A 22,369-nucleotide genomic window follows, 5' to 3' on the forward strand; every position below is an offset into this window, starting at 1 on the left:
TCTGGGTCATTATCGGTAATGTCAAGGCTGACAGGAGTAAGTTCGGTATTTAGAGGATAGTTCTCTTCGTCCTCTGTGGCTGTAACAGTGTGAGTGATGGTGCCTGGGTGAACACCTTCAGCAGTGCCATCATCATTAACCCGCACTGTTACAGTTTTTGCTGAGTTGTCACTAAAGACGACGGTGTGTTGGGTATCGAACCCTTGCTCATCCACATTGATTTGACTCTGCCCATCAGTTCTGAGGGTAACAGTGACGGGTTGAGTTGGTGGGGGGTCTAAGGCAATAGTGTATGACGGCTGTTGAGAACTACCTTCATTAAGGTCGATATTTGTGGTTGAAAGAGTAACGTTTGCCATAGTGATTCAAAATGTTTAGTTAGTTATCTATAGCGATAGCTAGTACCAATTGCTAATTAGGGATAGCTGCATCCGAATTGGCTTCGGGTTTGGGTCAATAGGAATTGGCTAAAGTGATTTCAGACACCCACTGGTATAGGTGTCGATCTGAGTTATCCATCCTCTGGCAATACAAATCCCCGACCGGGTTTCAATTTGTCTTAAAACCTTTCCCCAATTAATTTGACCCAGCGATTTTATTGTCTTCCCCTTGACCTACTACTGTTCACCGGGAAAGTACCGAATTGACTGTGGCGCTAACTAGGGATTTTACATAGACTTCTCGAAAACTTTGCGTTTATAATAAATTACTGGCTTACCCCCCTTGAAAACTGCCCCACACCCGTCAGAGACTGGAGTTGTTCAGGCATGAGCGTTTCAGAGGTGTTTTGTGAAAAAAGTTTTAGGAATCATTCTTGGTGGTGGCGCAGGAAGCCGCTTATATCCCTTAACCAAGCCCCGGGCTAAACCAGCAGTGTCAGTGGCAGGCAAATACCGCTTGATCGATATTCCTGTCAGTAACTGCATTAATTCTGAGATTTACAAAATCTATGTATTAACCCAATTTAACTCAGCATCTCTCAATCGCCACATTACCCGTGCCTATAATTTCTCTGGCTTCTCAGAAGGGTTTGTTGAAATTTTACCAGCCCAAAAAACTGCGGAAAACCCAAGCTGGTTTCAGGGAACAGCAGATGCAGTTCGTCAGTATCTCTGGCTATTTGATGGCTGGGATGTTGATGAATACATAATTTTATCCGGAGACCACCTCTACCGGATGGACTATCGCTTATTTGTCCAACGTCACCGGGACACTGGAGCGGATATTACTCTATCGGTTGTGCCTATTGATGAGAAACGAGCATCTAGCTTTGGCTTGATGCAAATTGATGATCGGGGTAAGGTGATTGATTTTCGCGAGAAACCTACAGGGGAATTGCTTAAACAAATGCAAGTGGATACTACTGTGCTTGGACTTACGCCAGAACAAGCCAGAAATAGTCCTTACATTGCTTCTATGGGAATTTATGTGTTTAGTAAAGCAGTGATGAAAGAACTCCTCGAAGCTAATTCTGAGCACACAGACTTTGGTCACGAAGTTATCCCAGCCTCGATGCAGAAGTATAACATTCAAGCTTATTTATTTAATGATTATTGGCAAGATATTGGCACCATTGAGGCATTCTACAATGCTAATTTATCCCTGACTCGTCAACCTAAGCCATCCTTTAGCTTTTATCAGGAAGATGCTCCGATTTACACCAGGGCTCGTTATCTACCGCCCTCAAAGCTTTTAGACTGTCGGGTAACAGAGTCAATTATTGGAGAAGGGTGTATTCTCAAAGACTGCCGCATTAATAACTCGGTATTGGGATTGCGATCGCGAGTGGAAGCTGGAACAGTTATCGAGGACAGTTTAATTATGGGGGCTGACTACTATCAATCTTTAACAGAACGTCTCTCAGCCCAAGAACAAGGCCAAGTGACTTTAGGGATTGGTAAGGATACCGTTATTCGTCGTGCAATTATCGATAAAAATGCTTGTATCGGTAACAATGTCAAAATCTTCAACAAGGATCGTGTGGAAGAAGCCAACTGCGAAAGTGAGGGATTTTATATTCGTAATGGCATTGTTGTAGTGATCAAAAATGCCGTAATTCCCCATGGAGCCGTGATTTAGTATGGGGTGGAAAGGGTAAGCTAATCCACATCAAAATTAGGCACGCTGTAAGCATATGCGCTACGCGCACGCGTGCGCGTTCAGCCTTTAGCGGTCAGGCGTCAGCCCTTACACGCTTACTCTAGACAGGCTTAGCCTAAGGATTAGGGCTTAGACATGCTTAGGCTAGGTATTAAGTACTAAAACCATTAACCATTACCCTCAGACCTTGCTACCTAAGACTCAGATCTTGCACCAGTACAGAAATACTAAATAGCCTAACGGATAACAATCAATTTCATTACAGAAACAGTCAAATATTATCACTGTTGCCTATTGCTAGGATGCCTGTTGCCTACCTTCACAGGTCGATTTTCAACTTGGTGCAAGATCTCCGTAAGACCTTGCCAAAACCACTCAAAACATTCTTAACAGAGTATTACCATGTACGGAAATTGCGATCGCAGCAGTGAGGAACAACCGAACTAAGTTTACTTGAAACCTTTGTTACCCTGGCGTTGAGGTAGATAAACCATAATCCAAGGGCAATAACTTACCCCTTACGATCTTAGACGATTAGGAGACACTCTTGATGGCTGCGACCGACTTCAAAGACTATTACTCCATCCTAGGAGTCAGCAAAACTGCTAATGCTGATGACATTAAAAAGTCCTTTCGGCGTTTGGCCCGGAAGTACCACCCAGACCTGAATCCTGGTGACAAACAAGCCGAGGCTCGCTTTAAGGAAGTCAATGAAGCCTACGAAGTGTTATCTGACTCGGACAAACGCAAGAAATACGATCAATTTGGTCAGTACTGGAAGCAAGCGGGACAAGGATGGTCTGGTCGTAGTGGAGTCGGTGTTGATGTTGGTGGCTTTGATTTTAGCCAGTACGGTAGCTTTGACGAGTTCATTAATGAATTGCTGGGTCGCTTTAGCACTGGTGCCCCCGGTGGTGCTGGCAGAAGTAGTCATAGCTACTCCTACCGTACAAGTACTTCTAGCTCTAATGGGTTTAATGATTTTGGTGGTTTTAGTGGCTATAGCAGCACCTCAGGCTTTAACAACACTACAGGAGCAAGTGCTGACCGGGAAGCAACCATTAGCCTCAGTTGGTCTGAAGCCTTTAATGGTGTCCAAAAACGTTTCAGCCTAGGTAGTGAAACTATAACTGTCAAGATTCCCCCTGGTGCGAAACCCGGTAGTCGTATTCGGGTGCGAGGCAAGGGTCAGGTCAACCCTCTGAATGGGCAAAAGGGAGATTTGTATTTGAAAGTAGAACTAAAATCTCACTCTTTCTTTGAGTTCGATGGTGAGAATCTGGTTTGCGAAGTGCCAATCACACCAGATGAAGCCGTTTTGGGTGGGTCAATCGACGTACCAACTCCAGATGGTTCTGTGAGTATGAATATTCCTGCTGGTATTCGTTCTGGTCAATCTCTACGGTTGCGGGGTAAAGGCTGGTCTTTACCTAAGGGTGGACGTAGTGATCAGTTAGTGCGAATTACGATAGTAACTCCGAAAAACCTCACCAATCAGGAGCGGGAGTACTATGAAAAAATCCGTGAAAATCGCCGCTTCAATCCCCGCAGTCACTTGTCCCAAGTTCGACTTTGATTATATCTAGCAGTTCTCAATTGGGTGAGGGACTTACTAGGAGTGGGTTAATGGGAGTAGGGAGTAGGGAGTAGGGAGTAGGGGTAAGACCATTGACTTTACCTCATAAGAGGGTGTCGATGGCATTGAGCAGTGTATCTACTTCAGCATTGGGATTCACGAAAGAAAATAGATGTTGAAAGCGGAGTTTTCCTAGCTGATCTAAAAGAAATTGAGCAGGTAGGGGAGCACCAAGTGCTTGACCAAGGTTATAGGCGCGAAAAGTTCTACAGTTGGGGTCGCTCAGCAGTGGCATTTGTAAACTGAGATCGTTAACAACTTGTTGGCTTTGCCTGATATCTGTACTCGTAATCATTAACACCTCAACCCCTTGATCAGTGAAGCGTTGGTAGTTCTCATTGATGTTTTTGATGTGAGGGAAGCACAGGGGACAGTAATGCTTTTCTGTGAAAATGCGGGTGAATGCCAAGATGACCGGTTGTTTGCCCTGATAATCCGATAATTTGATCTGACGGTTATTGGTAATATCTGGTAGCTCAAAATCAGGTGTCCTTGCTCCGAGTTGTAGCGCGTTAGTTGCTGGTACAGGCACAAAATTGTGGAAGAAGCGCTGATTGATTAAGCCACTAAAGTTAAGGTCTCTTAGCATCAGGGGTTCAATTGTCCTAGACAGGGAATAGTTTATGGTTACTGTTATAGTTTACCGATAGGCACCCTCAACTGTAGCTAGTTCAGGGAAAGAAGAGCGATCGCTACCCATAAACCAGCAGAACTTATGCAAAACTGGACCCCATCTTGCCATCAGCACCGATTCAGAATTTCAATGGGTGAAAGTTTATAGTGATTAACCGGACTTAATTTTAATGAACTTAATTTTAATGATTCGATTAAACGCTGTAAACCTGACTCTACTGACCACTGAGGTGTAAAATCTAAACAGGAATATACCCTTGAAATATCAGCTTGGGAATGTTGAATATCTCCTGGACGGGGAGGGGCAAATTTAGTTTCTGATTTCCACTGAGGAAAGCAGGTTTTTAGACTATAAACTAGCTGAAGTAAAGAAGTAGATTTTCCGGTGCCTAAGTTACAAATTAAGCATGAGCCAGATTCTAGGGGTGTTGTTAAAGCTTTGGCAAAAGCCCTTGCAACATCCTTGACATAAATAAAGTCTCGTGTTTGAGTCCCATCTCCGTAAATAGTGATGGGTAAATTATCCTGCATAGCATTAACAAATATAGAAATTACACCGGAGTATGGGGAGTTAGGTACTTGTCGAGGACCAAATACATTAAAAAACCGTAATCCGACAAATGAAAAATCTATTTGTTTGGCAAATAAACTGGCATATTGCTCGCTCACCAGTTTTTGTAAGCCATAGGGAGAAATAGGAGAAGTCTGTTGATTTTCTGAAATAGGGACTTGGCTGGGATTGCCATATACAGCGGCTGAGCTGGCAAAGACTAGTTTAGGAATGTTTAAGGTTTTGCAAAGTTCAATAACAGCAATCGTTGCCGAAAGATTATTGTGATGAGACTCTAGAGGTTGCAGCCAAGATGCTGTAACCGAGGGGGTGGCTGCTAAATGGGCAATGCCATCAATTTTACTTGTAAATTTAGTTATAAAATCCTCTGGTTTACAGGTAGATATGTCTTTTTCAAGGAATTTGAGATGAGGATGCTTAGGTAGGTTTTGTAGGCTACCAGTGGCGAGGTTATCAACTACTGTGATCTGATGACCTTCTGATAGAAGTTGTTCGGTAATATGAGAGCCAATAAAACCAGATCCGCCAGTGACAATAAAGTGCATAATTTTTCAGGTTTAACTAACTACTTTTTAACTACTCAAGTTGAATTTTGTAAATTTTATTTGCCTAGCTATGGTAAAAATTAATCATCAAAATGCGCTCCACTAAGTACTCTTTAACACCTTGTTTGAAATCTGAAACCAATAGCGAACTTTTACAGGAAATGTCCGCTGTGCGATTAACCTCACCAGAAGCTTAGGTCGCGAAAGATAGTACAAGATCGGATGCTTATAAGACCAGAGTCTCTTTTGGAGAGCATCCCAGAGTTCAGTATCTTTGACCCCTTGTTGAGATAAATACTTTGATAGCCAGTTTAAGAAGGTCAGATGTGCTGGATTCAGATGACCAGGAGTGTATTTTCCTGTTTGCTCTGCCATAGAACAGCAGTTATTAGGATGCTGTCTATACCAATCCCAACAGTCACTAGTGACAAATACAGGGGCTTTCAGATATACCTTGGCGAAAAAGGCTTGATCTTCGTACATTCCCTGGAAGCTTTCTTCAAACCCACCTGTAACATCAAATAGTGTTCGCCGGATCAGGACGCTACAAGTTGCAGGAGTTCTAGCTTGACTCTCCAGTAAAAGCGTGAGCAGCCTGGGGGAGTCAAACAAAGTATCGTAGTCAGGAGCAATTTCTCGCATGGAGTCGCGATCAATATCCTGAGGTTTCTCGGTCCAGCTATACCAAAATTTAGTTAGACCACAAACTACATCTGCTTCTGGTTGTGAACTAAAAATTGCTAGCTGTTTTTCCAGTTTCTGCGGCAACCAAATATCGTCAGCATCTAAGAAGGCAATGTACTTCCCTTTGGCATTGTGGATGCCTAGATTGCGTGTGGCACTCATGCCCCGATTCTGATGACCCTCGTGTTCGAGATAGCTTACTTTTTCGGGGTATTTTTGGGCATATCCCTGGGCAATTGCTGTGCTGTTGTCGGTAGAGCCATCGTCTACCAGCAGCAGTTCCCAGTTGTTATAGGTCTGGGCAAATACGCTTTGAATGGCTTCTTCAATGAACTTCTCAGCATTTAAGAAGATCATAATGCCAGAAACTAGTGGTTTGTGACTCATTTGATATCACTCCTATTCAATTCAAGTTTATTTACTTTCCGTTAATGGACAATATTAATGACCTGAGTTCCGAAAATTTTGAAAACGTTTTCAATATACTTAATAGTCTTTGTTTGATCTTCCATTTAAGATACATAGACTTGGAGGACCAAGAGTACACAGTGGGATTACTAGCTAGTAATAGTTCCTTGATGAAGACGCACCAGACTTTGATATCTTTGATTTTATGTTCAGATAAGTACTGTCCTACCCAATTCAAATAAAATAGACGTGTAACATACTCTTTGCCTGTTTTTTCTGCAATAGAACAGCAGTTATTCGGGTGCTGTCGATACTTGTACCAACAATTGCTCACTGGAAAAACTGGTGCATGGAGACAAATCTTGCTGCAAAAGATGTGATCTTCATACAGACCTCGGAAGGTTCCTTCAAAACCACCAACATCTTCTACAATCTGACGTCGAACCAACATCCCCGCTATGCTAATTCGCCGTTGTAATAAAAGAAGAAATAGGTTTGGTGGATTGATCAGGGTATCGGTTTGCACACGAACCTTTTCCACGCGATCGCGTTGTTGGTCTTCAGGATTTCCAGTCCAGCTATACCACCATTGAATTGGTCCGTAAACCATGGCAGCCTCGGGATGAGCATTCAAGAGAACAACTTGCTCTGTTAAAGTATTTGGTAACCAGATGTCATCGGCATCTAAAAAAGCAATATATTCACCTTTGGCATGGCGGATACCCAAATTGCGCGTGGCACTCATGCCGAGATTCTGGTGACCCTCGTGTTCGAGATAGCGCACCTTTTCTGGATATTTGCGAGCATACTGCAAGGCTATTTCTGTACTACCATCAGTGGAACCATCATCGACCAGGAGTAGTTCCCAGTTGTCGTAAGTTTGAGCAAAAACACTCTCAATGGTTTCTTGAAGAAATGGTTCAGGGTTTAAGAAAATGATGATAGTGGAAACTAGTGGTTTGTTACTCATAATTAAAGCCATCTTGACAACCAACGAGCAAACGTTTTCCCGTCCCAATCCTGAACCTCAACACGAGGCAACAGAAAAGAGTTGCTATCTTCCTGAACCCGGTCAACAACACTAGAACAGGCGCAGGTAAATCCAGCTTCTTTGATAATGGAAATAGTGTCAGTAGTGTAATCCCCATGGGGATAGGAAAAACTCGTAACTGGATGCCCTAGGATTTCCTCAAGATAGTGTTTGCTTTGTTGGATTTCATCCTGCTGGGAAGCTACTGGAAGTTTAGAAAGAAATGGGTGGGTTACTGTGTGAGCCCCGACTTCAATCAGTCCCCTTTCTTCGAGAGCTAACAGTTCCTCAGGAGACATAGAGCGATGGGTCGAGCGACCAATTGGTTCAGCATTAGCCCAGACCCTAATTGCCTCTAGCACCTTTTCTCGCTTGTGGGTAGATAAAGGATATAGCAGTTGATAAAGGGAGCGATAGAGGGTATGGCGAAGGGTGGGATCTTCTTTTCCTGCAGCACTCCAATGGCGATAAAATTGGTAATCAGCTTGACTGTAATAGGCGGCTTCGCCTAATTCCCATGTGTAGGTACTGTCGTTGATAGTTAACTGAAGTATTTCCGGTAATATACCAGGTTGTAGTAATAGTCTATCTAGTTCATCCCACCAGAATTCACGGCTATGCCCAATTCCTCCAGTTGTTACAAAAACTGTTGCGGGAATGTCATAGCGTTTCAATAATGGTTTAGCATTGTAAAAATTATCAGCATAGCCGTCATCAAAGGTGATAACAACTGACCGCTTTATAGGCTGGCGGACGCGAATTGTTTGTGTCAATTGCTGTAGACTCAGAGGGTAACGATGTTTTCGTAAAACCTCTAGATGTTCAGCAAAATTCTCTGGGGTTACACATAGAGACCAAGGGTCTGAATCTACTTCAGCCACACGGTGGTACATTAAGATCAGCACACCTGGCAAGATTTTATTTTTGAGCCGCCAGGCTGTCTGTTCCAATTTTTGACTGACCTTGCCTATGGTCATGGTTTCAGCTCCTTGACGACTCTAGCCGTAATTAAGACCTGGTAGTTAGGGTCGTGATAGTTGAGTTGTGCCTGGCGCAATTCCTTAGTTACCAAGCCGTGCAGAAATGCGATCGCACTCAACACATTGCCTTGGGCTTCAACCTGCACTGGGGTTTCTCGAAAGGCTTCCTTAAAAAGCCGCTGAGTTGACAGAGTAGTGAAACTCCAGTATTGACCCCAGCGATTCATATCATCACAGCTGATTTGGGTGATGCCTGGAACAGTGGCGAGTAGGACACCGCTGGGTTTGAGAATGCGGTGGAGGGTTTTGAGGGCGGCTGGCACATCGTAGATGAATGGGAGAGTTTGAGTTAGGATAATGCAGTCGAAGGTGTCGGATGGTAGATGGTCAGCCTTGGTTAAATCTGCCACAATCGTGGCTTGGGGATTACCCTCTTCCACATGAAGCACGTCACTCTGGGTGACGCGATCGCCACCGAATTTGTGAGTGTAGAGAGGTTCCTTAATCTCTAGTACGTGTCCTTTAATATCCTGACCATGACGGGCAAGAAAATGCTCAATATAATATCGGTCAATAGGTAAACCCCGATCTAGACCGAAGTCAGAGCTGATCGGCTTGACTCGTCGGAGGCTACCAAGGTTGACCCATCCTACTGGTAAACGACCGTGCCATATTTCTCGTAGCCAGCGGTATACAGAAATAGGCCATCTGCTAACCTCTGTTATAGTCATGATTTCACCTCCGGTTTCACTGCCCTGACCGTAATTAAGACTTGATACTCGCGGTCTCGGTAATCAAGTTCTTTCTGGGTCAACTCCTCCATGGCTAGTCCCTGCAAAAATGCGATCGCTGCCAGTACATTGCCATGGGCTTCAACGTGAACGTTTGTTTTGGGAAATAGTTCTTCAAATAGCAACCGTGCGGATTGAGAGGTCAATGCCCAACACCAATCATCGCCCCAGTCGCATTTAACGATTTGGCTGATTCCCGGAAAGGTGACCAGCAAGACTCCACCAGGCTTAAGGATTCGGTAGAGTGTCCCTAAAGCAGTCCCCATGTCGTAGATTAGGTGTAGGGTTTGTGTCAGGATTACGCAGTCGAAAGCCTCTGACGGGATGTGATCAGCGTTAGTTAAGTCTCCGACAAAGGTGGCTTGGGGATTGCCTTCCACGACGTGCAGTACATCGCTTTTTGTGACCTGGTCTGCTCCGAAACGACAGGTGTAGGTGTTTTCTCCAATTTCTAAGACTCGTCCTTGGATGTCCTTACTGCGGTGAGCCAGAAATTTTTCGATGTAGTAGCGGTCTATGGGAAGACCACGGTCATAGCCGAACTCCCGACTGATAGGTGTAACCCGCCGCAGGCTGCCAAAATTTACCGATCCTACTGGTAGACGACCATGGAATATATCGTGTAACCAACGGTATGTAGAGGCAGGCAATGTTAGCTTTGCTATTGGTTGCAATTGTGCTTTCAACTGTTTTTTCATAAGTTTTACAAAATATCGAATACGATTTTTCCAATACTGCAAGGCTGGATGATGATATCGCCATAGCTCCTTTTGTAGAGCAGACCAAAGTTCAGGGTTTTTGAAGCTTTCTTTAGACAGATATTCCTTTAACCAATTCAAGAAAGTCCGACGAGCCGTATATTCTTTTTTTGTGTCTTGGGATGTATAACAAATAGAATCTTTATGCTGACGATACTTTTCCCAACATCCACTTTCCACAAACAAAGGGGTCTTCAGGAAAATTTTCGATAAAAAGACCTGATCTTCATAAAGACCTCGGAATGTCTCTTCAAATCCACCGACCTCTTCGACAATCTGCCGTTTTATCAGAAAGCTACAAATACAGGGGGCAGCGCCTTCACCTTGTATCAAGAATTTAAGTAGGGTTGGTGGCTGAATCAGAGTATTGAGTTGAACTCCCAATTCTGGCATGTAGTCCCGCTGACTGTCTTCAGGATGGCCAGTCCAGCTGTGCCAATACAAAGTATTTCCATAGACCATAGCAGCCTCTGGATGAGACTCCAAAATTGCTATCTGTTTTTGCAGTTTCTGAGGTAGCCAGATATCATCAGCATCTAGGAAAGCAATGTACTTACCCTTAGCATTACGAATACCCAAATTACGGGAGGCACTCATGCCGCGATTTTCGTGATCTTGGTGTTCTAGATAACGTACCTTGTCAGGATATTTTTCCACATACCGTTGGGCAATGGCAGTGCTGTTATCGGTGGAGCCGTCGTCTACCAGCAGCAATTCCCAATGGTCATAGGTTTGCGCAATTACACTGTCTATTGCTTCCTCAATGAACTTTTCAGCATTTAAGAAAATCGTAATTCCAGAAACTAATGGTTTGCTATTCATCTCATTAAGTTATACAAAAGTTATCTAGCAAAGGGAAGAGGTAACAGGGAACAGGGAATCGGGAATCGGGAATCGGGAATCGGGAATCGGGAACAAATATTTTATCAATTTATTTAGGATTGTTATCGATTAAAACTAATAGATTTTAAGCCAAAAAAAACATTAAAATATGACAGATATTATTCTTGCAAAGATTAGTATTTATCCAATCAATTCAATGTCTAATTAATGATGTAGGAGATAGACAGCTAACTTGCTTTTATCAAATGTGGACATAGCGATTTTGCAAGCGATAGAGTTCAGTAAAGAATCCATTGAGCTTCAATAAATCCTTAAACTTCCCTTGTTCGATCACCTGTCCCTGCTTCAACACCAAGATCTGATCAGCTTGTTCAATGGTGGAGAGGCGATGGGCAATAACAATCACCGTTCGATTTTGACTAAGATTACTTAGCGCCTCTTGGATTAAGTTCTCGGAAACACTATCGAGAGCATTAGTTGCCTCATCGAGAATCAGAATTTCTGGGTCGCGAACAATAGCACGAGCCAAGGCAATACGCTGTCGCTGACCTCCTGAGAGTCGAATTCCCCGGTCTCCTACCTTGGTATCATAACCTTCAGGCAATTGAGTGATAAATTCATGGGCATGGGCAAGTTTGGCTGCTGCTCTAATTTCGTCTTCTGTAGCATCCAGGCGACCATAGGCAATGTTTTCCCCTACTGTTGTACTAAACATATGAATCTCCTGACTAACCAGGGCAATTCGGCTGCGCCAGTCAGCTAGATCCAGCTGTTGCAAGGGACAACCATCTACATAAATCTCTCCCTCTGTCGGGTCATAAAAACGGTAAATCAAGTCAATAATTGTCGATTTACCCGCACCTGAAGAGCCTACTAACGCAATGGTTTTACCTTGTGGGATAGCAATTGAAATAGTCTTAAGTGCAGGTTTTTCCGAAGGGTTGTAGTGAAAGGTGACAGATTCAAAAGAGATTTCTTGTCTAAGACCTTTAAAAGGAGTGTTACCCGAGTGAATATAAGGTTTATCAGAGGGATTCAAAAGATACATGACGTCTTCTACAGCACTTGTCAACGCAGCAAGTTCCACACGGGCACTATCTAACTGTTTCACCTGAGGTTGTAGACGATAGAGCATAAATAGAAACGTTAGTAATGTCGGTAGGGTAGCTTGGTTATGAAGCAGTGCAATAACTAGAATGCATAGAAGTAGAATTGTCGAGAGTACTTCAGAAAGGGGATTGACAACTTTAGCGAAAAGCTGAATCTTTAGTAAAGTATTACTTAAGTGATTTGATGCCACATCAAAACGCTTCTGCTCATAGGATTCATGGCCAAAAGCCCGAATTATCTTCATTCCAGAAAACCCTTCCAACATCAGGCAAGCAACGGCAGAATTAGCCTGCACCGCTTGTTTCCCTCTGTCATTTACGGATCCTGTCACCAACTTGATACTGAGGGAAATTAGTACTAATCCAGCAGCAACTAAAAGGGTTAGTTGCCACGATATTAACAGTAACAGAATTACAAATACAGAAATGGTACAGACATTAATGATCAGGTTAAAAAAATGCGATAAAGCCTCACAACTCCGCCAGGTTTGCTCAGTCAGTGTGTTGAGTAATTTTCCTGATTGATTCGTTTCTAAAAAAGAATAACTTACTTTCAAAAGCTGATTAAAAACACTGGATCGTAACCGATGGTTAATCTTAAGGTAAAGCCAAGACACTAAACTTTTATTTATATAAACAATTAAGTTTTTCAATAAAAGTATTATGAATATACAGAAAGCAATAACTAAAATCCGAGCTTCCCTTGGCAGATCAATAACGATTTGTTCGATATTATTTAATACAAAGCTATTTTGGAAGACTTGAGAGCCTATATTACCAGAACTTTCCAGAAGAGGAATAAATAAACTAATACTAAATCCTTCTGCCAAAGAAGAGAATACTCCTAAGGTGATAATTAATGGCAAAACCCAAGGATAAAATTTAAGTAATGGCGATAGGATTCTGATTTGATTCATGCTTTATTGTTAATCCTAAGGGCTGGGTGCAGGAAATAGGGAATAGAGAATAGGGAATAGGGAATGATTTAGCGTAGTATTCTAAAGGTTTTATAAATTCGTCTTCGATTACAGAAAAGATTAAGTTGAAATACCCAACGCTAGTTGACGCAGAGTTTGGGTAAGCGATCGCACGCTGTCGTAGCCATGAGGTCCAAACCAGCGGATTAACATAATTGCTAAACTCAGGCGAATATAGCTCTCTGAATAGCGCATTTGTGGATAGTGCAAGAAAGCTTGTCTACGGAAATGCATTGCTTCTTTGTAGTTTCCCTGATCCACTGAATTCCAAGCTTGGTAGAGATTTAAATAGCTATAACTCCGGTTACGCAAGTACAACAACTCAGAGGGAACAGATTGGAAATTTTTTTCTATGGCCTGACGTGAATCCTGGATCATTTCCTCACGCCTTTTAGACATGCTACTGGGATGCTGTCGCCAAAGAGTTAATGGTTCTTTGACCACGGCAAATAGATAGTTAGCTGCAATCCGAATCCACATATCTCGATCAGCAGCGCTGGATAAGTTGGGGTCGAACATTCCGACAGTCTCAAAGCAACTCCGACGAACCATAGCTGAGCTGCCATTGCCAATCATGTTAACCACCAAAATTTGCTCCCAGACATTTCCTTGTTGATGGAAAGCGATAATGCTGTTTGTGGGTTTACCTTGCTGATCAACTAGAGCTGTCCAGGTATAGACTAGACCTGCCTCTGGATATTCTTCTAAACAGCTTACCTGTTTTTCAAGTTTAGTTAGCTTCCATAAATCATCTGCATCTAAGAAGGCGATATATTTGCCTTCAGCCTGGGCGATGCCTGTATTTCGTGCTACAGACACTCCCTGATTTTCTTGGGAAATCAGTTTGACTCGGGGGTCTGCTATTTGAGATGCCCATTCAACAATGTGATCTGAACTACCATCGTTGATAATCAGTAACTCAAAGTCAGCAAAGGTTTGTGCTAAAACACTCTCCACTGTTTTTGGGAGGTATTCCATCGCATTATATGCTGGAATAACAATAGTAACTTTTGGCATAGTCAATCGCTTCGCTCCAATTCAAAATTATCAATTAAAAATTAAAAATTACTCTATTAATGAATTCATGGCATTGAAATAATTATGCTTTGCAAATAGTATACATAAATCAATTCAGTGGCTTGTATTCGCTGTTAACACTTCAAAATGATCAGGCTATTTATTTTGTTTTTTTTTTTAAATTTATAAGTCAAAAATGGTCAAGTTTTTTAATCAAAAGTGATTGTCAAAAGTGATAAGTAGTCGGACATAAATAAACGGTACTGTCTCGAAAACTGTAAAATGCTTGTAACCTTTACCCCAAAAGGTTTTGTCTCTATTTACAAAACTTTATACAGCACCCAAAACTTTTGTCCGACTACTTATTAAATCGAAACAATAATACGACAGACAGATTAATTGTGATCAAAGGCAACAGATAACCGGTAAATTGGGCTTATAAAATTTTGGTAGAAGTAGCAAATACTTAACTATTTCATTGGATCTATGAGTCTTTCCTAGACTGGCTAATCATTTCCATGATTAAATCGCGATAGCGTAGAGCAACCATGTTCCAACTAAAACGCATGGCATTCTGTCTAGCCTTAGTTTCCCAATCTTTGGTCAAAGCCTGTGCGATCGCTCCAGCATAGACATCTGGATCGGTGACATCACACACAATTCCAGCATCGCCAATCATATAGCGACGAATCTCATCATCAGTAGTAACAACTCCTAAACCGCTAGACATTGCTTGCAGGTAAGCATTGGCAAAAGGTTCATCGATAGAAGGGAGGGTAAATAGATCCCCATACCGATAAACGTCAGGCATTTGATTGAAGGGAAAGGTCTGTATGGCAAAGCGATTAGCTCCCAGCAATTCCTCACCTAATGCTTGAAAATACTCACGGTCTGGTCCATTGCCACAAATCAGAAGACTCCCATAGGAAAGCTTTGCGATCGCTTGAATTGCCAGTTCAACCCGTTTGTGATCGTTACGGTTTAAAGAAGCAACACACAAGACAATCGGCTTGTTCAAACCTAGGTCGATATGATCTCCCTCTGGCTTGAATCGATTCATATCTACGCCGTTGGGAATGATTGTGACAGGCTGATTAAGACGCTGTTTATCAACAAAGTCAGCCATTCTCTCAGAGAAAACTACCAGATGATTGGGACGAAATCGCAGGCTTCGCGCTAGTGATTGTCCACCGCCAGTCAAACCAGTGTGTGCTTTAAACAGAATGGGTGTGCCAATCAGTCCTCGTACAAAAGCTGCCATTGCCAAACCGCCATAGTCATTGCAAGGAAAGATTAAGTCGGCTGGCTTTCTTAGCAGTCGCATTGCACAGGGAAGAAAACTACTCAAGTGTTCAATGACCATATCAGGGTGAGTAGAGAAGCTGCTGAACACTGAGTTAACTAAAGGATTACCTAGGAGGTGACGAGCTTTTGTACGAGGGATGCCACCAGCAGGATAGTAAAAAGGACTACAGGGAGCCCCTGCTAACAATTCCACCTCAAAATAAGAACTAAGGTGATGAGTAAGCTCAATCGCAAAGTTTTCGGTGCCACCACTCCAATTGACTCCCGCACTGGGATGAACGATTACAACTCTGTAAGAGCTTTCGGTTTTCGTGGGCATCTGAGGTTTGACATCAGAAACCAAAAGTTTTTGAGTCATAGTATTCATAATTTACAGTCCAAAAATAGTGAAAAATTTAACTAAAATTAACTAGTTTATTTTTCATTAAATTATTTGTTTTATTAACGGTATATAATTCTATAATTAGTATGGCTTGATATAGTGTTTATCACTAAATACTATACGTTTTTATCTCAGATAATTTATGCCATAAATAAACAGCCCTAATTCAAGATAAAAATTTATATTGTTTTGTCAATTGTATTTTGTTCAGTATTTGGTTTATTCCAATTCCAACCAGCTATCGCCAACAGAGTCCACCAGTAGAAAAAGAGAGTGGTATGAGTCCAAATATTATCCGTAAGCATTCCCACAGGTATTGCTAGAAGAATCGGCAACAGTGTTAAACACAAGGTACGTTGTTGACTACCAGAAGTGGCTGATCTAATTAACTGAACAAGACGCACAATCTGAATACCAAAAAAGGTGAAAAAAGTAAGCAGACCAATAATTCCCCCTTCCACTAGGGCACGGATGTAGTCGTTGTGGGGTTCCAGGCCATTACTACTGATGAGTTTGTTAGTTCCAAGACCATAACCAAGGATTGGGAAGTGTTTCCATTGCTCTAGGAGATAGGTCCATTGAGCCAGCCGCCAGTTGAAACTATTACCATCTCCCTGGGACAGCAGAATTGCCTTCCAAATATCGATATCTGGATTACCCAGTGGTGTTTGAGCGATGGAGCCGAGGCGTTCTTGTCCAAACTCTGTGCTGCCAAACAAGCCGATCATTAGGGCAAACAGGACGATGCCTGCGATCAGGTTAAGCAGGCTCAATCTCGGACCAATCAAAAAGACTATAAAAGCAGCCAGCATCATCAACCCAAATAGAGCTTTGGTACTCACGAAGAAAAAAGCCAGTACACCTAACAGGAGAAGCCAAGGCTTAGATTGCTGTGCCTGATTCTGCTTCCAGTAGGTCAAGCCAAGAAACAAAAACAGGAAGGTGGTAAAAGTATTGGAGTGACCGAGAGTGCCGTTGATGCGAGCAGTTACTTCTAAGGAAGCAGAAAGGCTATACCCTGATGGCTTGAGCAGGTCAGGAAGAACTGAGTCAGGCAAGAGGATCTGGATTGATGCGACGGTAAGGGGCATGACCAGACCAATAAACAGCAGATTTATAACTGTTTGAGGTGGAAGCCTGTCCTTTAGCTGCATCACTAGTAGGTAGACCATCGGCCAAGAAAATAGGCGTACCCACTCCCGGATAGCAGTGGAAAAATAGGAGCCATCTAGTCCTAGTCCTCCTAACGGTAACAGTACTACCCATAAGCCTTGTAGCACCACCCAACCTGCTAGCAACCACCAAAACTTATCAGTGTGAACAATCTGACCGGTTAATAACCTCACGGTCACATAGACCAAAGTTAGACCAATCAACCCAACGGCGAAGGCAGCTGGTATGCCCTGATCTGAGAAAATATCAAGGGAGCTACGCAATATCAATAGCCCCAGTACGGCTTGCTCAAACCGGGCAAAGAAGTAGACCACCAGTGCTACTGCAACCAATCCTAAACCCAGCAAACTTGGCTGAGTAGCTGCGAGTAAGCCAACGGCTAGACCAATGGGCACACCTGCGAGTCCCAGCCAAAAGGTCAGAGTAGAGTAACGATGCGAGGGGTTATGAATCTCCATGATCAACCCCCCTGGATATCAGAGCACAATTATTGTTGCTAGCTTCGTTCCCATGGGTCTGCCTGAATTGGGATTGAGGCTGGTAACTATCGAAGGAATCGGAATAGTACTGTTGAGTGCGATCGCTTATGCCATTGACAACAAACCCCAGTATGGGAGTGCTACTATCTTTCAATTCCGATACTGTCTGTAGTAGGATATTTTTCTGGGTAAAGTTGGGACGTGTGACTATCACCAATCCATCACTATACCGACTCAAGCTATGGGCATCAGCAAAACTACTAACTGGTGGGGTGTCTACAATCACTAGGTCATAATGATCTGCGGCTGCTGCCAAAATAGACTTCATCACCTGTGACTGTAGGAAGGTAGCCGAACCAGAAGGCAGCTCACTACAGGTCAAAATCGAAAGGTTTGTGATCGCTGTGGGTTGCACCGCTTCGAGCCAGGTTTGATTGCTGTCAATCACATCTGTAACCTTTGGCTGAGGGGGTAAGCCAAAGAAATAGTGCTGCATTGGGTGACGCCAGTCGCCATCAATAATCAATGTCCGCCGGGAAAATCTTGCTGAAACCGCAGCCAAGTGGGAAGCTACCACTGACTTACCCTCTCCGGAAACAGCACTGCTGACCACAATCAGCTGTAACCTCTTCTGAGCACGCAACTCCATGGTTGTCAGGAGCAGGCGGTAAGGCTCGATTAACCTCATATCTGCTAAGAATCGGTTCGGTTGCTTAAGACTGAGTGCCTGAGCAGGTATCTTCGGTAATACCCCCAGCCTAGGCAGCTTCAGCAGTGCCTCCGCTTCCGAGGCATCGTTTAGGGTATTATCCATCACCTCCAGTAGCAACACCATACCGACAGCTAGGGCAATTCCAGCAGCAGTAGCAATCACCAGCACCACTTTTGGATTGGGTTCCTTCGGTGATGAAGGAAGTTTTGCCCGCTCAATAATTTGAATATTGTTAACTAGTTGGGCTTCTGCAATCCGTGCTTCTTCGAGTTTGTTTTGGAGGAGTTTAAGAGAGGCAATTGCTTCGTCTTGTCGGCGAACTAAGGTAGCAAAGGGTTGCCCTAGAACTGGTATTTGACCAAGACGATTCTGGAGTTTAATGCGCTCAGTCTGCACTAGGTAGAGCTTTTGTTCCAGTACCGACCGTTCTGTTTCAGCTAAAATAAATCTAGAGGTAAAGTCCTGGCTCAACTGATCAGAGGCCACATCACCAGGAGGAATAATTTGATTAGTGGGCTGATTAGTGGGCAACAGACGAGAAAGTTTTTGATTGTAGAGGGTAAGGAGTTCATACCGCTCCTGAACCAGTGATATCACCGCTGGATTCTGATCAGTTAGACGCGATCGCATTTTGGCTAACTCCCGATCCAAGTTGACTAGCTGAGCTCGTAAGGCTTGGAGTTCTTGATCTTGACCAATGCGTCCAGCGATGTAAGCATTCTGAGTATTATTCAGACTGGTTATGGTCTGGAGTTCTTGGCTACGGGTTTTAGCGTCTTGGAGTTGAATAGACACAGCACGTTCTTGGTCTTCTAAAGTAGCTAAACTCCTGACTAAGAGTTGTGTTTGTTCCTCCGGAGAAACTAAACCACTGGTCTGTTTAAATTTGTTTAACGCTGCTTCTGCTGCTGCCACCTCCAAACGCCGTAATGGTACTTCTTTCTCCAAAAATTCCCGCACAGCCTTAGCTTCTGACCGAATCCCTTCAGCACTTTCGGAAACCATTGCGTTAGCGATCGCATTGAGCACCGTGGTTGCCAATTCTGGATTTTGACCCTGATAGCTTAGCTCAAGAATATTGGTGGCAGGCACAATTTTTACCTTTAAATCCTCACGGAGTGTGTCTATTGTCAGTCCTTCTTGTGAACTGCCCAGTATAGCAATCTCGTCAAGTGCTCGCTCAAGAACCCGTTCTGACCCCACTAGTTCTGCTTGAGTTGCAATCGGGTTAGCTCCACCGGGTGTATTAGCAGGGACTTGGCTGAGGTTACGACCCAACTCAGATACACTCACCTTTTTATTGTCCAGCATCAGCCGTGCTTTCACTTGGTACACTGGTGCGGTGACAACCAAATAGGCAATCGCTCCACCAATGACAGATGTAAAGGTAGCAAGGGCTGGTAACAGCCGCCGCCTTAAGGCTAATGGTAGTGATGAAAGGCTTGTGTCCATAAAGTTCACGAAACTCTGTGGTTTTACTGGTTCTTGACAAAGGGGAGCGTGACACTGAATTTGGCATCAGACGACGCACAGAGTTTTTGATACAGTCTCAAGTTATCAGCAGTAATTTTGTCCCAGTTATAGTAAGTGGCTACATGGTCTTGTGCCTTCTTGGCCATGTCTGCTAACTCTTGAGGTTGGCGGATCGCCTTCTCTAGACTTTGGACACAAGAGTCTACGTCTCCGGCTCGGAATAGTAGACCTCGTTGTTGACCAATCAATTGCTGATGGGGAAGGATATCGCTAGCCAGTACTGGAATCCCTTCTTGCATTGCCTCTAGCATCACCAGCGGTAATCCTTCTAAATCCGAAGGCAGAACAAATAACCCTGCGCCCCGAACAATCTCGGCTAAGCGACTTCCATAGAGTTCACCAACGAATAACACGTCTTGATTTGTGCCTGCCAAGTCATGTAGGTTGGCGATGTAGTTATGAGTGTCACTATCACCACCAGCAATCACCAGTTTCCAACCGTTAGATTTGAGCCGTTGGAAAGCTTTGATGAGTAGATCAGGTCGTTTTTCCGGTACAAGCCTGCCCAAAAACAGAATGTAACGCCCCGGGTTTAGACCTAGGAATTTACCATAGGCAAATTTGGGGTCTGACTCTGGGTAAGTCCCTGGAGCATTGGGAATATTGATTGTATTCTTGCTATAGGTGTTGAGAAAGTAATTTTGGAGTGCTTGTGAGACTACGACTAACTCATGGGCAGAGTACACCGCGTTCCTCTCCCCCAAACGAATTAACCCACTCGACAATTTCCCCCACTTCGCTCGTTGCCAGTCCAATCCCTGACAGGTAACCACAATCTTTGCAGAAGAGCCAATTCTGGAGAGCCAGGAGAACACAGCTGGACCTAGGGCATGGAAATGAATGATATCGTAGCGTTTGCCACTGGAGATAATGGCTGCCAGGGCAGCATTAGCCAAAGCATCTATTCCTCTCAAGCGTATCGAGGGTAGAGAGACCACTCGAACACCTTTGTAGTCAGAGGATGAAAAACCGGTAGACTTGGTGTAAGACGACCGTGCAAATAGGTCTACCGAATGACCTTGGGCAACAATTCTGGGATAGAGTTCTGTGCAGTAACGTTCAATGCCACCTTGCTTAACAGGTACTCCTTTGGCTCCAATTACAGCAATTTTCATGAGTTCTAGTTTTCTGTTTTACAATACTCAGGACAAACTAATGAAGTGGTGATGACACCCTGAGCATGTAAATTTGACTGCTCTAAAATTTGACTGCTCTATCTTGATTAAAGGCAGCGGATTAGACGGAGATTACACAGACCGTTGGTGAGCACGGTTGAGCATTTGCTCATAAACACTGCTGACAACTGTGCGAGCACTATAGGGTTGAGCCGTGCGCACACAGGAGGAGACTGGATAATGCTCTCGATGGTGCAGGACCTTACCCAAAGCATCTGCGATCGCAACTGCAGTACGCTCTTTGCAAACAATCCCACTGTCAGCACCGAGAAATTTGGGAGTTTCACCACAATTCGTGGTCACTACAGGTGTTCCACAGGCGAGAGCCTCAAGGACAGTCAAGGGTAGTCCCTCGTAAACGCTAGTCAAAACAAAGACACTACAGACACGGTATAAGTCTGCTAGTTTTTCCTGACCTACTGCTCCAAGCATAGTCACTCGCTTAGACAACCCAAGAGAGCAAATTTCAGCACGGAGTTCATCCCTTAACTCCCCATCCCCAGCAATCAGTAAGTGAACATTGGGACTATATAAAGCTGCCATCGCCTGTATCAGTAACATCGGGTCTTTCTGAGGATGCAGACGACCGGCGAAGAGGATAAAACGGGTCTGTTCAGGCAAATTATGCTCCTGGGCTAGAGCTTTGCCTCTTTGTTCTCGTTCCTTTTGGTCTAGGGCATAGAACACCTCCTCATCAACGGTGTTTTTCAGATAAGCAACACGATTTGCGATCGCTGGATAACGCTGTTGATAAAACTTAGCTGATTCAGTATTGCACGAAAAAATTTGGCTAAATTGCTTAACCAGTAAGCGTTCGAGGGCAAAATAGCTTGCAGAAAAACGCTGCCAAAGAATGCCATTATTAGCTGTTGCAGGATTCATCTGCTTGGCAATGTCATTGTGTACAAACAGCGTCTTCTCTCCAGACCAATTGAGGGCTGCTAAGCTGGGTTCGATGCGATGAAAATGCATAAAATCCGATGCCAAAGAACGACCGAACAACGCAGTCGTATACTTCAGCGTCGTAGGTATGAAGCGCCTAATATTGTCATCTTCCAGAGGAAACAAGGGCATGAATTCAATGGCTCGACCGGCTAGTTCCCGTTCTTGCCATACACCGGAAGCTGAAGCCAGGTCTCCTGTTCCGACCAAGCGCACCTTGAACTCACTCGGAGCATATTTGATAAAGGAGCGGATGACGGTTTGAATCCCACCAATGCTGCTATGCCAAGGATTAAACTGATAGAAAATAGTTATAATTAGTTGCTGCATCACTTTTATTAATAAGAAGTAAAGCTATTTTATAGTCAGTAATTTATGGTTTATTTTTAATAACAATTACCAGCAATAATATATAGAATTTATATTTTTTTTGATGCAAAAATATCTGGCTTAATGGGAGTATTAACTAGGGAGTAGTGAGTAGGGAGTAGGGAGTAGGGGTAATAAAATTGACTTTACTTCATAAGTATGAACAAAGCTATATAGCATTTATCAAATAGGTGAAGTACAAAAGTTTTGGCTTTTA

At 43.5% G+C, this 22,369-nt stretch carries 18 protein-coding genes; 3 read left to right on the top strand and 15 right to left on the bottom strand.

The features are described from left to right. Positions 1–359: hypothetical protein (locus F6J99_RS14485; RefSeq protein WP_293113529.1), on the bottom strand; the 359-nt coding region annotated here is incomplete at its 3' end. A 430-nt stretch (positions 360–789) separates the two neighbouring features. Here F6J99_RS14485 and F6J99_RS14490 point away from each other — a divergent pair. The 3 genes from F6J99_RS14490 (at position 790) to F6J99_RS14500 (ending at position 3,676) form a co-directional block, all read left to right on the top strand. After that, positions 790–2,079, top strand: coding sequence for a glucose-1-phosphate adenylyltransferase (locus F6J99_RS14490; RefSeq protein ID WP_070393438.1), 1,290 nt, complete (start codon positions 790–792; stop codon positions 2,077–2,079). A gap of 323 nt (positions 2,080–2,402) precedes the next feature. Then, entirely contained in the window at positions 2,403–2,531 is a 129-nt protein-coding gene (locus F6J99_RS14495; protein WP_293113530.1) for a hypothetical protein, read from the top strand. A gap of 119 nt (positions 2,532–2,650) precedes the next feature. Continuing rightward, positions 2,651–3,676 (top strand): DnaJ C-terminal domain-containing protein, encoded by a 1,026-nt coding sequence (locus F6J99_RS14500; protein WP_070393439.1) that lies wholly within the window; start codon positions 2,651–2,653, stop codon positions 3,674–3,676. A gap of 103 nt (positions 3,677–3,779) precedes the next feature. Here F6J99_RS14500 and F6J99_RS14505 read toward each other — a convergent pair whose 3' ends face one another. The 14 genes from F6J99_RS14505 to F6J99_RS14570 all read right to left on the bottom strand — a co-directional run bounded on the left by F6J99_RS14505 (position 3,780) and on the right by F6J99_RS14570 (position 22,113). Further along, positions 3,780–4,325: a redoxin domain-containing protein gene (locus tag F6J99_RS14505; RefSeq protein WP_293113531.1), complete on the bottom strand. Its 546-nt coding sequence runs from the start codon at positions 4,323–4,325 to the stop codon at positions 3,780–3,782. Positions 4,326–4,477: 152 nt separating this feature from the next. Beyond that, on the bottom strand, positions 4,478–5,485 hold the full coding sequence (locus tag F6J99_RS14510) for an NAD-dependent epimerase/dehydratase family protein (protein ID WP_293113532.1): 1,008 nt from the start codon (positions 5,483–5,485) through the stop codon (positions 4,478–4,480). A gap of 102 nt (positions 5,486–5,587) precedes the next feature. Beyond that, positions 5,588–6,556, bottom strand: a complete 969-nt coding sequence (locus tag F6J99_RS14515; protein ID WP_293113533.1) for a glycosyltransferase family A protein — start codon at positions 6,554–6,556, stop codon at positions 5,588–5,590. A 31-nt stretch (positions 6,557–6,587) separates the two neighbouring features. Continuing rightward, positions 6,588–7,547: a glycosyltransferase family 2 protein gene (locus tag F6J99_RS14520; RefSeq protein WP_293113534.1), complete on the bottom strand. Its 960-nt coding sequence runs from the start codon at positions 7,545–7,547 to the stop codon at positions 6,588–6,590. Positions 7,548–7,549: 2 nt separating this feature from the next. After that, positions 7,550–8,584 carry a polysaccharide deacetylase family protein gene (locus F6J99_RS14525; protein ID WP_293113535.1) on the bottom strand — a complete coding sequence of 345 codons (1,035 nt, stop codon included), beginning with the start codon at positions 8,582–8,584 and terminating at the stop codon, positions 7,550–7,552. Continuing rightward, positions 8,581–9,318, bottom strand: a complete 738-nt coding sequence (locus F6J99_RS14530) for a methyltransferase domain-containing protein (RefSeq protein WP_293113536.1) — start codon at positions 9,316–9,318, stop codon at positions 8,581–8,583. Before F6J99_RS14530 ends, F6J99_RS14525 begins: the two co-directional genes overlap by 4 nt. Further along, a complete protein-coding gene (locus F6J99_RS14535; RefSeq protein ID WP_293113537.1) occupies positions 9,315–10,958 on the bottom strand; it encodes a glycosyltransferase in 1,644 nt (547 codons plus the stop codon). The genes F6J99_RS14530 and F6J99_RS14535 overlap by 4 nt, the downstream gene beginning before the upstream one ends. A 262-nt stretch (positions 10,959–11,220) precedes the next feature. Next, entirely contained in the window at positions 11,221–13,005 is a 1,785-nt protein-coding gene (locus tag F6J99_RS14540) for an ABC transporter ATP-binding protein (protein WP_293113538.1), read from the bottom strand. Positions 13,006–13,125: 120 nt separating this feature from the next. After that, a complete protein-coding gene (locus F6J99_RS14545; RefSeq protein ID WP_293113552.1) occupies positions 13,126–14,082 on the bottom strand; it encodes a glycosyltransferase family A protein in 957 nt (318 codons plus the stop codon). A gap of 484 nt (positions 14,083–14,566) precedes the next feature. Further along, positions 14,567–15,754 (bottom strand): glycosyltransferase, encoded by a 1,188-nt coding sequence (locus F6J99_RS14550; RefSeq protein WP_293113539.1) that lies wholly within the window; start codon positions 15,752–15,754, stop codon positions 14,567–14,569. 194 nt (positions 15,755–15,948) lie between these two features. Then, the gene (locus F6J99_RS14555) at positions 15,949–17,400 is read right to left on the bottom strand and encodes an O-antigen ligase family protein (RefSeq protein WP_293113540.1); all 1,452 of its coding nucleotides are present in this window, start codon (positions 17,398–17,400) and stop codon (positions 15,949–15,951) included. Beyond that, on the bottom strand, positions 17,387–19,585 hold the full coding sequence (locus F6J99_RS14560; RefSeq protein WP_293113541.1) for a polysaccharide biosynthesis tyrosine autokinase: 2,199 nt from the start codon (positions 19,583–19,585) through the stop codon (positions 17,387–17,389). Before F6J99_RS14560 ends, F6J99_RS14555 begins: the two co-directional genes overlap by 14 nt. 23 nt (positions 19,586–19,608) lie before the next feature. Next, a complete protein-coding gene (locus F6J99_RS14565) occupies positions 19,609–20,781 on the bottom strand; it encodes a glycosyltransferase family 4 protein (protein WP_293113542.1) in 1,173 nt (390 codons plus the stop codon). A 132-nt stretch (positions 20,782–20,913) separates the two neighbouring features. Further along, on the bottom strand, positions 20,914–22,113 hold the full coding sequence (locus tag F6J99_RS14570) for a glycosyltransferase family 4 protein (protein ID WP_293113543.1): 1,200 nt from the start codon (positions 22,111–22,113) through the stop codon (positions 20,914–20,916). Positions 22,114–22,369: the final 256 nt, after the last annotated feature.

Source organism: Moorena sp. SIO4G3, from assembly GCF_010692305.1.
Taxonomy (GTDB): Bacteria; Cyanobacteriota; Cyanobacteriia; order Cyanobacteriales; family Coleofasciculaceae; genus Moorena; species Moorena producens_A.

Excerpts from the sequence above, each read along its gene's own strand:
- F6J99_RS14545 (WP_293113552.1), bottom strand. The coding sequence starts at position 14,082 with ATGCCAAAAGTTACTATTGTTATTCCAGCATATAATGCGATGGAATAC.
- F6J99_RS14565 (WP_293113542.1), bottom strand. The coding sequence starts at position 20,781 with ATGAAAATTGCTGTAATTGGAGCCAAAGGAGTACCTGTTAAGCAAGGT.
- F6J99_RS14510 (WP_293113532.1), bottom strand. The coding sequence starts at position 5,485 with ATGCACTTTATTGTCACTGGCGGATCTGGTTTTATTGGCTCTCATATT.
- F6J99_RS14540 (WP_293113538.1), bottom strand. The coding sequence starts at position 13,005 with ATGAATCAAATCAGAATCCTATCGCCATTACTTAAATTTTATCCTTGG.
- F6J99_RS14495 (WP_293113530.1), top strand. The coding sequence starts at position 2,403 with ATGCCTGTTGCCTACCTTCACAGGTCGATTTTCAACTTGGTGCAAGAT.
- F6J99_RS14550 (WP_293113539.1), bottom strand. The coding sequence starts at position 15,754 with ATGAATACTATGACTCAAAAACTTTTGGTTTCTGATGTCAAACCTCAG.
- F6J99_RS14560 (WP_293113541.1), bottom strand. The coding sequence starts at position 19,585 with ATGGACACAAGCCTTTCATCACTACCATTAGCCTTAAGGCGGCGGCTG.
- F6J99_RS14570 (WP_293113543.1), bottom strand. The coding sequence starts at position 22,113 with ATGCAGCAACTAATTATAACTATTTTCTATCAGTTTAATCCTTGGCAT.
- F6J99_RS14535 (WP_293113537.1), bottom strand. The coding sequence starts at position 10,958 with ATGAATAGCAAACCATTAGTTTCTGGAATTACGATTTTCTTAAATGCT.
- F6J99_RS14530 (WP_293113536.1), bottom strand. The coding sequence starts at position 9,318 with ATGACTATAACAGAGGTTAGCAGATGGCCTATTTCTGTATACCGCTGG.
- F6J99_RS14505 (WP_293113531.1), bottom strand. The coding sequence starts at position 4,325 with ATGCTAAGAGACCTTAACTTTAGTGGCTTAATCAATCAGCGCTTCTTC.
- F6J99_RS14525 (WP_293113535.1), bottom strand. The coding sequence starts at position 8,584 with ATGACCATAGGCAAGGTCAGTCAAAAATTGGAACAGACAGCCTGGCGG.
- F6J99_RS14555 (WP_293113540.1), bottom strand. The coding sequence starts at position 17,400 with ATGGAGATTCATAACCCCTCGCATCGTTACTCTACTCTGACCTTTTGG.
- F6J99_RS14515 (WP_293113533.1), bottom strand. The coding sequence starts at position 6,556 with ATGAGTCACAAACCACTAGTTTCTGGCATTATGATCTTCTTAAATGCT.
- F6J99_RS14500 (WP_070393439.1), top strand. The coding sequence starts at position 2,651 with ATGGCTGCGACCGACTTCAAAGACTATTACTCCATCCTAGGAGTCAGC.
- F6J99_RS14520 (WP_293113534.1), bottom strand. The coding sequence starts at position 7,547 with ATGAGTAACAAACCACTAGTTTCCACTATCATCATTTTCTTAAACCCT.